The sequence below is a fragment of the Thalassolituus sp. UBA6592 genome (assembly GCF_002433655.1).
GTDB lineage: Bacteria > Pseudomonadota > Gammaproteobacteria > Pseudomonadales > Oceanobacteraceae > Venatoribacter.
Map to the genome: position 1 here is coordinate 1 of NZ_DJIO01000015.1, position 11,761 is coordinate 11,761.

Below are 11,761 nucleotides of genomic sequence, written 5' to 3' on the forward strand. Positions count from 1 at the left end.
GTGTCTTATCCAACCATTTTGCTTGGGTATTTTGTTGCGGGATTGCCATGGTTTACAATGTCAGCAGATTAGAGAGGGAGTTACCATGACAAGTTACATCACCATCACCCCGGATGCAGAAGAGTATCTGGCCGAGTTGTTGGCCAAACAGAATGTAGAGGGGATGGCGGTCCGGGTTTTTATCACCCAGCCGGGCACCAAATACGCTGAAACCTGCCTGGCCTATTGTCGCCCGGAAGAAGTTCATGACACCGATATGATTCAGGACATGGAAAAGCTCAAGGTTTTTGTTGAAGGTATGAGCATTCCCTACCTGGAAGAAGCGGTCATCGATTTCGCCAAAGACCGCATGGGTGGTCAGCTGACGATTAAGGCACCAAACGCCAAAATGCCGAAGGTAAATGCCGACAGCCCGGTGGAAGAGCGCATCAATTATCTGCTGTACACAGAGATTAACCCGGGGCTTGCGTCTCATGGCGGCGAAGTCAGTCTGGTTGAATTCACCGACGAAGGCATTGCCATCCTGCAGTTTGGTGGCGGTTGTCAGGGCTGTAGCGCGGTGGATATGACCCTCAAAGACGGCGTTGAGGCATCCCTTGTCGCCAAGATCCCTGAAGTGAATGGTGTCCGCGACGTGACTGACCACACGCAGGCAGACAACGCTTATTTTAAATAAGGCGCTGCGTCTGTTCTGAACGGACAGACAAAGACTGTAAAAAAGCCCGCATCTGCGGGCTTTTTTATTTCAGCGAATGTTGTCGATGACAGCACCGATGCGGTATTCGTCATTGCCCGACTGCTGTATGCGGCAGATGGTGATGTGGGCTTCCAGTGGATTGGTGTAGCCACCGCCACTGGAAATAACCAGTGAGCCGCCGATATTGACCGGCAGCGGCTCATAATGCTGTAGCTGAACGCCACTGCTGCTCAGATCGAGGCAGGTTAGTTCAATATGTTTGCCGTTGTCGAGGGTCAGCACGGCCGGTGCTGAGACCTGCATACGGATGAAGTCCCTTTTTTCTTGGTAGTTGCGGGCCAGGCTTGTCATGGGCGTTCTCCTTGATGGGTTCGTTCGATGCTAGCACTGCTGTCTAAATTTTGTACATTGAGAAATATTCAGCATGCTCTGTGCCAGTTCGGGGCTCTGTTCATAGCCTGTTTATCGTTAATCGGAGCAAAAAACGATCAGACAAAGATCGTAATCGTCTATTTCTGACCGATTAGGCAGGAAGGGGATTGCATGGTGCTGCGGTTGGGGGTAGTGTTCGCCGGAATCACAGTATTCTTTGCGCAACAGGCACTGTCACATAACAATCCGGCAGGCACAGATCCAGGAGCAACGAATGGCCGCTAGCGTGCTGGTCATCGATGATGATTCAACCGTTCGTGACAGCATGATCGCCTTTCTTGACGATTACGAATACCGGGCTGCGGCGGCAGGCAATGCAACCGAGGCACTGGAGTCTATTGCCCGCTCCATACCGGATATCGTCGTCTGCGATCTTAAAATGCCGGGTATGCACGGCATTGAACTGCTGGAACTCATCAAAAAAGATTATCCTGATCTGCCGGTCATTGTCGTCAGTGGCGCAGGCGTTATGGATGATGTCGTCAAAGCACTGCGTCTCGGCGCAGACGATTTTCTGGTTAAGCCCATCCTTGATCTGGAAGTGCTGCATCACGCCCTGAAAAAAGCCCTGCAGCGTGCCCGGCTTGAGTGTGACAACCGCGCTTACCGCGAACACCTGGAAAAGACCAATCGTGAGCTGCAGCGTGGCCTGAATGAGCTGCGCGCAGATCAGCAGGCAGGGCGACAGGCGCAGTTACGAATGCTGCCTGATCCGCTGGACTACGAATCGATTCATTGTGAACACCTGATTTACCCGTCTCTGATGCTCAGTGGTGATTTTCTTGACTACTTTGAGCTGGGCGACAATCAATTGGCGTTTTATATCGCCGACGTGTCAGGCCATGGCGCTTCATCCGCCTTTGTCACGGTCTTGCTTAAAAATCTTACCTATCGCCTGCGCCGCAACCGTCAGCGTGGCTCCAGCGACGATCTGATGCATCCGGCACAGGTTCTGGATCGCATCAATTCCGAGCTGCTGGCATCTGAGCTGGAAAAACACCTGACAATGTTTTACGGAGTGATCGACACCCGCACTCTGGAAATGCGCTACAGTGTCGGTGGTCATTTTCCTATGCCTGTACTGCTGGATGACGAAGGCGGTCGCTATCTGGAAGGGCGCGGCATGCCGGTCGGCCTGTTCCGTGAAGCCCAATATCAGGAGTACAGCGCAACCCTCAAAGCGGATTTTGCGTTGCTGATGTTCTCTGACGGCATACTGGAAATCATGAAAGAGTCTACTCTGAATGATAAGGAAGCTCTGTTGCTCGATGTTGCCGTGCGCAGCAGAGGTGATCTGTCTGTGCTGACCAGCGAATTGGGTGCTGGCACCACTGATGATTTACCGGATGACATCGCCCTGATGGCGGTACGACGGGGACGTTTATGAATTCAGGCAGTATACAGGTAGCGTTTTGTCGTGGCGTGCACGTCATACGTCTGCGCGGTGATGTGCGCCTGAATCTGAGCTCGGCCTTTGAAAATTACCTGGACGAAATTCTGTCAGCGGGTAAGTTCGATAATGTTGTGATCGACCTCTCTTATGCAGAAGGTGTCGACAGCACCACACTTGGTCAGATGGCCAAGATTTCCATTGTGTGCCGGGAAAAGTTCGGCATTACACCTACCATTGCCAGCCCGAACCCTGGTATTACCCGTATTCTTATGAGTATGGGCTTCGATCAGGTTTTCCATATAATGGATGAGCCCTTCGAAGATGAAGCCGAGTTCTGTGAATGGGTGGCAGAGTCACTGGATGAAGATACAGCACGGGAGCAGGTCATCTCTGCACACCGGGTGCTGATGAATCTGAACGATAAGAATAAAGATGCGTTCAGAGAACTGGTAGACTCTCTCGAATCAGACGGAAACTGACCGTCCTCTGTTTAATCCGGAAAGCCTGGGGGCCCTGTGGCTATACGATCAGCAGCCGTAATTGGCGGCGGAAGTTTTGGTACGGTTATCGGTAACATCCTTGCCGATAATGGTATTCAGACCACTCTCTGGCTGCGCAATGAAGACGCAGCCAACGAAATCAACGACAAACATCATAACGAACAGTACCTGCCAGGTGTGCAGCTGAATCCTGAGCTGCGGGCTTCGGTGTCGCTGCAGGAAGCGGTGACCGGTGCGGATGCGATTTTCGTGTCAGTACCCAGTAAGTCTGTGCGCGAAGTGGTGAATTCCTTCGCAGACTGGCTGACGCCGGAACAGGCGCTGATCAGTACCACCAAAGGCATTGAGCCGGAAGGCTTTAATCTGATGAGTCAGGTACTGGCAGAGCTGTGCCCGGACAATCCGATTGGCGTGCTGTCCGGTCCGAACCTTGCCAAAGAAATCGCCAAGCGCGAATTAGCGGCGACTGTTTTTTCAAGTGATAACAGTGACTTACGACGTAATCTTCAACAAGCTTTGAGCTGTGATTACTTCCGCGTTTATGCTTCCAACGACCTTTATGGTGTGGAGCTGAGCGGTGCACTGAAGAACATTTATGCCATCGTCTCCGGCTTTGTAGCCGCTTTGGGCATGGGTGAGAATACCAAGGCCATGATCATTACCCGTTCACTGGCAGAAATGAGCCGCTTTGCTGTGTCTCAGGGAGCGAACCCACTGACGTTTCTCGGGCTTGCCGGCGTCGGCGATCTGGTGGTGACCTGTATGTCACCACTGAGCCGCAACTACCGGGTCGGTTACGCCATCGGTCAGGGTAAAACCCTTGATGAAGCCATCGACGAACTGGGCGAAGTGGCTGAAGGTGTAAATACCTTGCGTTATGTCAGGGCAAAAGCTGCGGAATCCAGTATCTATATGCCCCTTGTGATGGGCGCATATGAAGTACTCTTCAATGGCGCCGATCCCCGGGTTGTTGCTCAGGGGCTGATGACAGGTGATGCCGCATCCGATGTTGAGTTTGCGTTGCCACGACATGAAATTTAATTCACCAGCGTCTGCTGCAGCAGAAATCCATGAGGTCAGAAATGAACGATTTTAAAGAGAATGTAACGTCCGATGCTTTCTGGTTGAGAACGTTATACATCGCACTTTTCTTTCTGGTGTACCGGGTGCTCGATCTGGTTTTGCTGGTTGTTACTCTGGCGCAATGGGTGTTCCGCCTGTTGTCCGGACAGCCAAATGAAGCGCTGGCTTCTTTTGGTAAGTCGTTGGGTATCTACATTCAGCAGATCGTGCACTATTTATCCGGCAGCAGTGAAGAAAAACCTTTTCCGTTCAAAGACTGGCCTGCTGATGATGAGTAGCAGGGTATCCGTCAGTGAAAATTTATATTGTGCGCCATGGCTCCGCAATTCAGGGCGCCGTGAACGACAGCAGCCGCAGTCTGAGCGCAAAGGGTGAAAAACAGGCGAAAGGGGCAGCTGCATGGCTGAAAGAGCAGGTGGGAGAAGATGCTGTGCAGATTCTTGCCAGCCCCTTCCAGAGAACAATGCAGACTGCTGCAGCCATCAGTGAAGCGCTGGGTACCCAGATTGAAACCAGCGAAAACCTGACACCAGACGCCAATCTGAAAGCCTTGCTGGACGATCTGACGGCGTGCACTAATGATTTGATTCTGGTGTCTCATCTGCCATTGGTAGGTCATCTGGCGGCGGTTCTGGTTGATGGCGAGATCTACGATCAGCCCTGGTCGCCGGCTGAAGTCTGGCAACTGGAGGGGGATATTGCTGCCTCCGGCTGTATGACCGTCAAAGGCGTCTGGTATCCGGTTCTGGACGGTATCTGACCGACATCTCCTTGTGTGATGCGCGGACAGACGGTAGCTTAGCGGCTCCTGTGAAAATGGAGCCGGTCCGGCATTACAATAATATGAGTGACATCCTTCATTTCTCCCATGCCAATGGTTTCCCTGGCGGCAGTTACCGCCAGATGCTGGGCATTCTTGCTGAACATTACGACGTACGGGTGACCGACCGTCTGGCGCACAATCCTCTCTATCCCGTAACCAATAACTGGGATCAGCTGTGCAATGAGCTTATCCATTTCTTTGAGCAGGAGTACCAACAGCCTGTCATTGCGGTTGGTCATTCATTGGGTGGTCTGCTCAGTCTGATGGTGGCTGTGCGTCGCCCGGACCTGATCAAAGCGCTGGTTATGCTGGATGCGCCGGCACTGACCCGTCTGCAGGCCGGTGGTCTGAAAATGGCGAAGAAACTTGGGTTAGTTGACCGGATCACGCCGGGTGGGCGCAGTAATGGCCGGCGCGCACAGTGGTCTTCCAGAGAAGAAGCCCTCAGTTATTTTTCCGCTAAAACCCTGATGAGAGGATTCGGTCCGGGCTGTCTGGAAGATTATGTTGATGCCGGAACCGAGCCCTGTGGCGATGGTGTCAGACTCAGATTTGATCCTGAGACAGAGCTGAGTATCTACCGCACAATTCCCGATAACATCAGGGCTAAGCGGCCGTTGCTTATGCCGGGCTGCGTGGTCGGCGGTCGGGCAAGTAAAGTCTTTAAACCGGTCAATGCTGAGCTGATGCGACGCCGACTGGGCATGTCAGTGCGCTGGCTGCCCGGGTCACATATGTTTCCACTGGAACATCCGGGGAAAACCGCTGAAATCATTCATCACTGGCTGGAGCAGGCCTTATGAGCGATATAAGACCATCTTCTGCGTCATGGCGCTGTCGTTACGGTACGCTGACCGGGCTGCATTGGAGTGGGTCGCACTGGAGTGGACAGCGCAGTGAGGAATTGCGCAGAAATGGAACTTCACCCGTTCATGCCGCTGAAACTATGAGCACGGATAATGTTGCTGAATCTGCCGAGACGTCCGGCGTAACGATTCTGGCATTACACGGCTGGCTGGATAATGCTGCCAGCTTCACCAGGCTGGCCCCATTGCTGTGTGAGCTGTTGCCGCAATGTGAGGTGATTGCCGCGGATTTGCCCGGCCATGGTCGCAGCGACTGGTTAGGCGAAGGGGCAGATTATGCCATCTGGAGTGCAGTGGAGGCTTTATACGATCTGGTCACTCAGGTGTCACCTGAGAGTCCGGTGGTTGTACTCGGTCATTCCATGGGCAGCGCGATCGGGATGTTATTCGCCGGTGCTTTTCCGCGACTCTGTCGCGGCTATATCGCACTGGATGCACTCGGGCCCATTACTACGGAAGCGCAGGATGCGCCCCAGCAACTGGCGAAAGCGATTGTCTCGCGCCGTGACCGTTCTGCAGATAGCTTGCGCCCTTACGCCTCGGTGGAACAGGCAGTCGAAGCGCGGCGTAAGCTGACCCCGCAGCTGACGCCGGGGGCGATTCAACCCGTGATTGAACGTAACCTTGTGGCAGCGGATTCCGGACTGGTATGGCGTACGGATCCCCGGCTGCGCGATGTGTCCCGTGTGCGCCTGACAGAACAGCAGGTTGCGGCCTTTGCGGCAGCGATCAAGGTCCCGGCATTGGCAATCCGGGCCGAGCAGGGCATAGTGCCGCAGGCGATCATCGATCAGCGTGCGGCTTACTTTAATAATATGATCTGTAAGTCCCTGGCAGGTCATCACCATTTTCATCTTGAGGCAGAAGATTGCCCGGCGATTGCCGCGGAAGTCAGTCAATTTATCGAAGGATTAGCATGAGAAAGAGTCACCAGATTCTGTGGTTTGTTGTGTTGTTCAGCGGACTTTTAACCAGCCTCACCGCTGGCTGGTACATTCAGGCGGGGCAGAACTACAACTATGATTTCTGGTACGACTGGTACGACATTGGCGCCCACATCGATAAATTCGGACCGCAGAATCGTTATATCAGTGGCTTTGAAACCCTTGATAAGCCCGCTTACAGCCATCTTTTTAATCAGATCGTGTACGCCGTTCATCATCAGGGCGTGGGTTTGGCGGACATTAAATTCACCACAGAAGCCGGTCAGACCAAGCCTCTGCTGCGTCAGCCGGAGGTGGTTCATCTGCAGGATGTTGCCAATCTGATTGAGAAAATCTCACTACTGGGGATGTCTGCTGCCGTTGTGGCACTGGTGCTCGGGCGCGGACTTATGCGCCGTGGTATTCAGCCGCAATGGAAAGCCCAGGGGCTGTGCCTGGCCGGATTGCTGGTGATCATTGGTGCTGTGCTGTTGATTGCCGGTCCGAAAGAGGTGTTTTACCAGCTGCATGTGTGGATCTTTCCGGATAATCACGAGTGGTTTTTCTATTATCAGGATTCACTGATGAGTACGCTGATGAAAGCGCCGTTTCTGTTCGGTGGGATTGCTGCGGCGATTGCTGCCACGGGCGCGGTACTTTATGCCGTGTTGATTGTTGCGCTGCTCTGGTGGCAGCGCAAACAGAAGCCGGCCTGATCAGAAGTCAGGGCGGCAGATTATTTCCATTGCCTCGCCTGTGGCCGGGTGCCTGAAATCCAGCTCACGGGCGTGCAGCAGTAAACGCTTTTCCTGTTTTGCCTCTTCGCCCGCATAAAATACGTCGCCAACAATAGGATGACCCAGCTGTTGCATATGAATGCGCAGCTGGTGTGAGCGACCGGTCTTGGGAAAGAGCTCAAGCCGGGTGCGGTTGTTGCTGACATCCATCTTTTTCCAGCGCGTCAGTGCATAACGCCCCTGGGTATGACTGATCTGCTGCAGTGGTCGTCTCGCCCAGTCAACGCAAATGGGCAGATTGACGCAGCCATAAGAGCCGGGCAGTACACCAAGTAATACGGCTTCATACACTTTACGCGTCTGCTGTTTTTCAAACTGTTGCTGAATGGCGGTCAGTGCTGCTTTGTTGCGGGCGTAAACAATGATACCTGAGGTATCCATGTCGAGGCGGTGAACGATGTGCAGTTCGCCGTAAACCTCTGCCAGGCGGCCGAAAGCGGAATCTTTGTTGTAGAGGCCGGGGACACTGAGCAGTCCCGACGGCTTATTGAGAACGATGATGTGCTCATCGATATGCAAAATATCAAAATTCATTGAGGGTACTTATGGAGTTTCAGTAACGCAGCGTATTTACCGTTGGCTTTAATACGCTCAAGCCCGGTATTGAAGGCATCCAGAATGGTTTCTGCATCCTTTGTTGAACGCTTGATGCGCATACGCAGCAGCCGTTCGCCGACGGCATTATCCAGAAGTGTGACGTGTTCGGCCAGTGCGGGTTTCTGCTGCAACTGAATGGCCCCCGCCCATTGATCCAGCAATGCCAGATCCAGCGACTTGTTGCCGACATCGCGGATCAGCTGAGAGCAGTAGTCACGGTGATCAATGACGAATCCGTCCAGTTGCTGGTTGATGCTGCTGCCATAATCGACATCCGAATACAGCCCCAGACGATACCCTTTACCCTTAATGAAGCCGGACATCTGTTCAGGCGACTGGAAGGTGAACGGATCATTATCGCGTTTTGCAAAGACCAGACGGTTGGACAGGTAGGGGGCAGAGTAAAAGTATTCATCATCCTGACCTTCGCGGCGCCAGGCGGCTATATCGCCTGCCAGAGAGCCTTCATCGGTTTTATCTTCAATGCTTGGTCCGGACATAAAGTTTGCTTTGGTGCGGTAGCCCAGCTCGGCAAACGCTTCAGTGACAATGTCTACCGCCAGCCCCTGATTGGGCAGACCGGGTGCCATGTAAGGATCCCAGCTGACAGCACCGAACTCAATGACCGGCGTCTGATCCTGATACTCTTTGGCCAGAATCGAGATCGCCTGAGCGAGTCCCTGTTGCTGGATATTACGCGCGACCTGCTCGCGGTAAGACCGGATAAGACTGATATCGTTGAACTGAATATCGTACGCTTTCCAGCGATTACGGGTTTTGTACATACGGAAATTGATTGGCACATCGCCTTCTTCCGCATTGATCGTGCCTTTTACCAACGCTTTCTTGCGGTTGTCGGAATACTCCGCCGGACTGAAGGTAACGCCATAGCCATAATAAGCCGCGAAGGCGTCAGCGTAAGTTTCCAGAACCTTGTTGCGGAAGGTGTCGAGGAATGCCTGCCGTTGTGAAAAAGACGCACGCTTCCAGTTATCGCCAAGGACCTGCCGGGCCATATATTCTTCATCGATCAGCGGGACGAGGTGGTCTTTGATCAGCTTTTTCAGCAGAGGGGGGTGGCGCTTAACAAGGTCGTGCTCAGTATTCAGTTCGGCGAAAAATGCATCAGATTCCGCTTTAACCGTGGTGGACGCCGGGTCTGGTTTGGCGCAGGCGCAGGAAGTTACGAACAACAGGACGTACAGCAGTTTTTTCATGAGTTCCTCTGGTCTTCCGCTTGCAGATGACAAACTACACATCAGACAGTAAGTATAGTGCAATAGTTGCCGCGTACTCCTGCCTGATATGTTGTCCAGGATCAGGAAGTTACTGTTCTGGCAGGTTGCGGATCAGAAGTGCTTTACTCAGATCGGTTGCGGGACAACCTTCGGGGCGGTCGATAACCACCACGAAACCAGAACCAGGGGCATCATCGCGCGAATTGCCTTTCCTGTCTGTGATAGACGTCAGAGTAAATTCAACGTTCCCGGCGGGGGTCATCAATTCCAGTAAATCTCCGGTCTGAAAGCGGTTTTTTACGTCCAGCGTCAGAGTCTTACCATCATCCGCTGTTACCTCGGCAACAAACTGCTGGCGCGTGCTGGTTGATACGCCACGCTCATAGTTCTGGTATTCGTCATGTACATGGCGGCGGTAAAAGCCTTCGGTATAACCCCGGTTGGACATGTTTTCCAGCGTGTCCATAAGGCTTTTATCAAAGCTTTTGCCGGCCACTGCATCATCGATGGCCTTACGGTAAGCCTGCGCGGTACGGGCAACATAGTAGTGGGACTTGGTACGGCCTTCGATCTTCAGTGAATGCACGCCCAGCTCGACCAGCTTTTCGATGTGCTGGATTGCGCGCAGATCCTTTGAATTCATGATGTAAGTGCCGTGCTCGTCTTCAAACGCCGGCATGTACTCATTGTCGCGCCCACCTTCCTGCAACAGGAAGATCTTATCGCTTGGCTTACCAATGCCGAGTGTCGGGTCAAATTCGTTAACGCCAGCAGGAATAACATCGCCGGAGGCTGTTTCCTGAGCTTCGTGGGCGTCATATTTCCAGCGACAGGCGTTGGTGCAGGTGCCCTGATTCGGATCGCGGTGATTCATATAACCGGACAGCAGGCAGCGGCCGGAATAGGCGATGCACAAAGCGCCATGAACGAATACTTCGATCTCCATTTCCGGGCAGCGCTGGCGGATTTCAGCGATTTCATCCAGCGACAGCTCCCGCGAAAGAATAATGCGGCTGACACCCTGACGACGCCAGAATTCCACAGACGCATAGTTAACCACGTTAGCCTGCACAGAAAGGTGGATGACCTGGTCCGGCCAGCGGTCCTTGACCATCATAATCAGGCCTGGATCTGACATGATCAGCGCGTCGGGCTGCATCCCGATAACAGGTTCAATATCGCGCATATAGGTATCAATCTTGCTGTTGTGTGGCGCGATATTACTGGCGACATAGAACTGCTTACCCAGCTCGTGAGCGCGGGCGATGCCCTTACCAAGGTTATCCAGGGTAAAGTCATTGTTACGTACCCTCAGACTGTAGCGCGGCTGGCCGGCATAGACGGCGTCAGCGCCATAAGCGAAGGCGTATTCCATATTACGGAAGGTTCCGGCAGGAGAAAGCAGTTCCGGAGTGATTGTTGCGGTGGTTTTTTGTGAAGATTCAGATGCCATTGGGAAGTCGTCATGCCCGGTTGGAAAACCCGGGCATTGTATCAGTGTTTAGCCGCTCTGTGATCATTCACTGGCAGGGGTGACAGCGCCTGCATCTTCACTCAGAACCTGTTCTTCACTTTCAACCGGCGCCGGGATAACCAGAGCATCCAGTTCGGAAACACTGGCAGCGAATTGTTTGTTGGTAACGGTCAGATCATCAACGGTGAAAACGGATACTTTGTCGTCGCTGGATTCCCAGTCTTCGGTTTTCTGGCCGACTTCATCAATAATGATCTGATACGGCTTTTTACGCAGTGCTGGCATGGCAAACATGCGGGCAATAATGCGTGGCATGCCGCTGATGTTAACCACGTACACAACGCGGTTGGTGTTCATATAGCCTTCTTCTTTGCCTTCCAGCCACTCAGTGACGATGTCTTTGCCACTCATATCATGGGCAAAAATGAGGAAACGGGTATCGGTCGGAATTTTCACCGGGGTTTCATGCTGGTCTTTAAGGCGCAGACGGTCCAGTTCATGGGGCAGTGCGTGAACGGTGCTGGCAGTGGCGAGCAGCAGGGTCAGAGCAATGGCGGACAGGCTTTTCATTATAAATTCTCCATTTTTTATCAAAGCAGCATGCCAGAATTTACTGGCTCAGGCCAAACAGGCTGGCATCAGCCTGTTTCAGCAGATCGAAATAGGCGGCCGGCAATGGGCGCGCGGCGTTTTCATTAACCACTTCTGCGCAGGCGTCGAGCAGGCTGGTAAAGTATTCTTCAAAATCAGCGGTGTCCGAGCCGGCGTCTTTCATATCTGCATAAATCTCGTTAACCGCATTGATCAGCAGATCGGTGTCGTCACACTCAGGGTCAAACAGGCTTTCTACGGCGCTGTAAGCGGCGGAGCTGATCAGCTGAATAATGACCTCGTTCAGATTGTCGGCATCCGGCAGCTGTTCACGCCATTCACAGAAC

General features: G+C 53.1%; 15 protein-coding genes. 9 read left to right on the forward strand and 6 right to left on the reverse strand.

Annotated elements, in window-relative coordinates:
• Positions 1-85 precede the first annotated feature (85 nt).
• Complete coding sequence (gene nfuA / locus B2Z72_RS01280) at positions 86-676, forward strand: Fe-S biogenesis protein NfuA (RefSeq protein WP_296982735.1); 591 nt, start codon at positions 86-88, stop codon at positions 674-676.
• A gap of 69 nt (positions 677-745) precedes the next feature.
• Here the strand turns inward: nfuA and B2Z72_RS01285 are convergent, their stop codons facing one another.
• Entirely contained in the window at positions 746-1,048 is a 303-nt protein-coding gene (locus tag B2Z72_RS01285) for a PilZ domain-containing protein (RefSeq protein ID WP_296982734.1), read from the reverse strand.
• A gap of 295 nt (positions 1,049-1,343) precedes the next feature.
• Between B2Z72_RS01285 and B2Z72_RS01290 the strand changes: the two genes are divergently transcribed.
• The 8 genes from B2Z72_RS01290 to B2Z72_RS01325 all read left to right on the forward strand — a co-directional run bounded on the left by B2Z72_RS01290 (position 1,344) and on the right by B2Z72_RS01325 (position 7,433).
• Positions 1,344-2,516: a PP2C family protein-serine/threonine phosphatase gene (locus B2Z72_RS01290; protein WP_296982733.1), complete on the forward strand. Its 1,173-nt coding sequence runs from the start codon at positions 1,344-1,346 to the stop codon at positions 2,514-2,516.
• Positions 2,513-3,001 (forward strand): STAS domain-containing protein, encoded by a 489-nt coding sequence (locus tag B2Z72_RS01295; protein ID WP_296982732.1) that lies wholly within the window; start codon positions 2,513-2,515, stop codon positions 2,999-3,001. The genes B2Z72_RS01290 and B2Z72_RS01295 overlap by 4 nt, the downstream gene beginning before the upstream one ends.
• Before the next feature lie 36 nt (positions 3,002-3,037).
• A complete protein-coding gene (locus B2Z72_RS01300) occupies positions 3,038-4,063 on the forward strand; it encodes an NAD(P)H-dependent glycerol-3-phosphate dehydrogenase (RefSeq protein WP_296982731.1) in 1,026 nt (341 codons plus the stop codon).
• A gap of 41 nt (positions 4,064-4,104) precedes the next feature.
• Positions 4,105-4,383: a DUF4389 domain-containing protein gene (locus B2Z72_RS01305; protein ID WP_296982730.1), complete on the forward strand. Its 279-nt coding sequence runs from the start codon at positions 4,105-4,107 to the stop codon at positions 4,381-4,383.
• A 14-nt stretch (positions 4,384-4,397) separates the two neighbouring features.
• Positions 4,398-4,865 carry a phosphohistidine phosphatase SixA gene (gene sixA / locus B2Z72_RS01310; RefSeq protein ID WP_296982729.1) on the forward strand — a complete coding sequence of 156 codons (468 nt, stop codon included), beginning with the start codon at positions 4,398-4,400 and terminating at the stop codon, positions 4,863-4,865.
• Between the two features lie 83 nt (positions 4,866-4,948).
• Positions 4,949-5,731 (forward strand): alpha/beta fold hydrolase, encoded by a 783-nt coding sequence (locus tag B2Z72_RS01315; RefSeq protein ID WP_296982728.1) that lies wholly within the window; start codon positions 4,949-4,951, stop codon positions 5,729-5,731.
• 143 nt (positions 5,732-5,874) lie between these two features.
• The gene (locus B2Z72_RS01320) at positions 5,875-6,714 is read left to right on the forward strand and encodes an alpha/beta fold hydrolase (protein WP_296982727.1); all 840 of its coding nucleotides are present in this window, start codon (positions 5,875-5,877) and stop codon (positions 6,712-6,714) included.
• Positions 6,711-7,433, forward strand: a complete 723-nt coding sequence (locus B2Z72_RS01325; protein WP_296982726.1) for a DUF1461 domain-containing protein — start codon at positions 6,711-6,713, stop codon at positions 7,431-7,433. The genes B2Z72_RS01320 and B2Z72_RS01325 overlap by 4 nt, the downstream gene beginning before the upstream one ends.
• On the opposite strand, the gene B2Z72_RS01330 is transcribed toward B2Z72_RS01325, so the two are convergent.
• From B2Z72_RS01330 to B2Z72_RS01350, 5 genes are all read right to left on the reverse strand, one after another.
• Positions 7,434-8,048, reverse strand: a complete 615-nt coding sequence (locus B2Z72_RS01330) for an RluA family pseudouridine synthase (protein ID WP_296982725.1) — start codon at positions 8,046-8,048, stop codon at positions 7,434-7,436.
• Entirely contained in the window at positions 8,045-9,328 is a 1,284-nt protein-coding gene (locus tag B2Z72_RS01335; RefSeq protein WP_296982724.1) for an ABC transporter substrate-binding protein, read from the reverse strand. Before B2Z72_RS01335 ends, B2Z72_RS01330 begins: the two co-directional genes overlap by 4 nt.
• 109 nt (positions 9,329-9,437) lie before the next feature.
• Positions 9,438-10,802, reverse strand: a complete 1,365-nt coding sequence (yegQ, locus tag B2Z72_RS01340; RefSeq protein ID WP_296982723.1) for a tRNA 5-hydroxyuridine modification protein YegQ — start codon at positions 10,800-10,802, stop codon at positions 9,438-9,440.
• A gap of 63 nt (positions 10,803-10,865) precedes the next feature.
• The gene (locus B2Z72_RS01345; protein ID WP_296982722.1) at positions 10,866-11,393 is read right to left on the reverse strand and encodes a hypothetical protein; all 528 of its coding nucleotides are present in this window, start codon (positions 11,391-11,393) and stop codon (positions 10,866-10,868) included.
• A gap of 40 nt (positions 11,394-11,433) precedes the next feature.
• Positions 11,434-11,761 (reverse strand): hypothetical protein (locus tag B2Z72_RS01350; protein WP_297004027.1); only part of this gene is annotated, 328 nt, incomplete at its 5' end.

Bases quoted from the DNA above. Each gene is read 5' to 3' on its own strand.
- nfuA (WP_296982735.1), top strand. From the start codon at position 86: ATGACAAGTTACATCACCATCACCCCGGATGCAGAAGAGTATCTGGCC.
- B2Z72_RS01285 (WP_296982734.1), bottom strand. From the start codon at position 1,048: ATGACAAGCCTGGCCCGCAACTACCAAGAAAAAAGGGACTTCATCCGT.
- B2Z72_RS01290 (WP_296982733.1), top strand. From the start codon at position 1,344: ATGGCCGCTAGCGTGCTGGTCATCGATGATGATTCAACCGTTCGTGAC.
- B2Z72_RS01295 (WP_296982732.1), top strand. From the start codon at position 2,513: ATGAATTCAGGCAGTATACAGGTAGCGTTTTGTCGTGGCGTGCACGTC.
- B2Z72_RS01305 (WP_296982730.1), top strand. From the start codon at position 4,105: ATGAACGATTTTAAAGAGAATGTAACGTCCGATGCTTTCTGGTTGAGA.
- B2Z72_RS01315 (WP_296982728.1), top strand. From the start codon at position 4,949: ATGAGTGACATCCTTCATTTCTCCCATGCCAATGGTTTCCCTGGCGGC.
- B2Z72_RS01320 (WP_296982727.1), top strand. From the start codon at position 5,875: ATGAGCACGGATAATGTTGCTGAATCTGCCGAGACGTCCGGCGTAACG.
- B2Z72_RS01325 (WP_296982726.1), top strand. From the start codon at position 6,711: ATGAGAAAGAGTCACCAGATTCTGTGGTTTGTTGTGTTGTTCAGCGGA.
- B2Z72_RS01330 (WP_296982725.1), bottom strand. From the start codon at position 8,048: ATGAATTTTGATATTTTGCATATCGATGAGCACATCATCGTTCTCAAT.
- B2Z72_RS01335 (WP_296982724.1), bottom strand. From the start codon at position 9,328: ATGAAAAAACTGCTGTACGTCCTGTTGTTCGTAACTTCCTGCGCCTGC.
- yegQ (WP_296982723.1), bottom strand. From the start codon at position 10,802: ATGGCATCTGAATCTTCACAAAAAACCACCGCAACAATCACTCCGGAA.
- B2Z72_RS01345 (WP_296982722.1), bottom strand. From the start codon at position 11,393: ATGAAAAGCCTGTCCGCCATTGCTCTGACCCTGCTGCTCGCCACTGCC.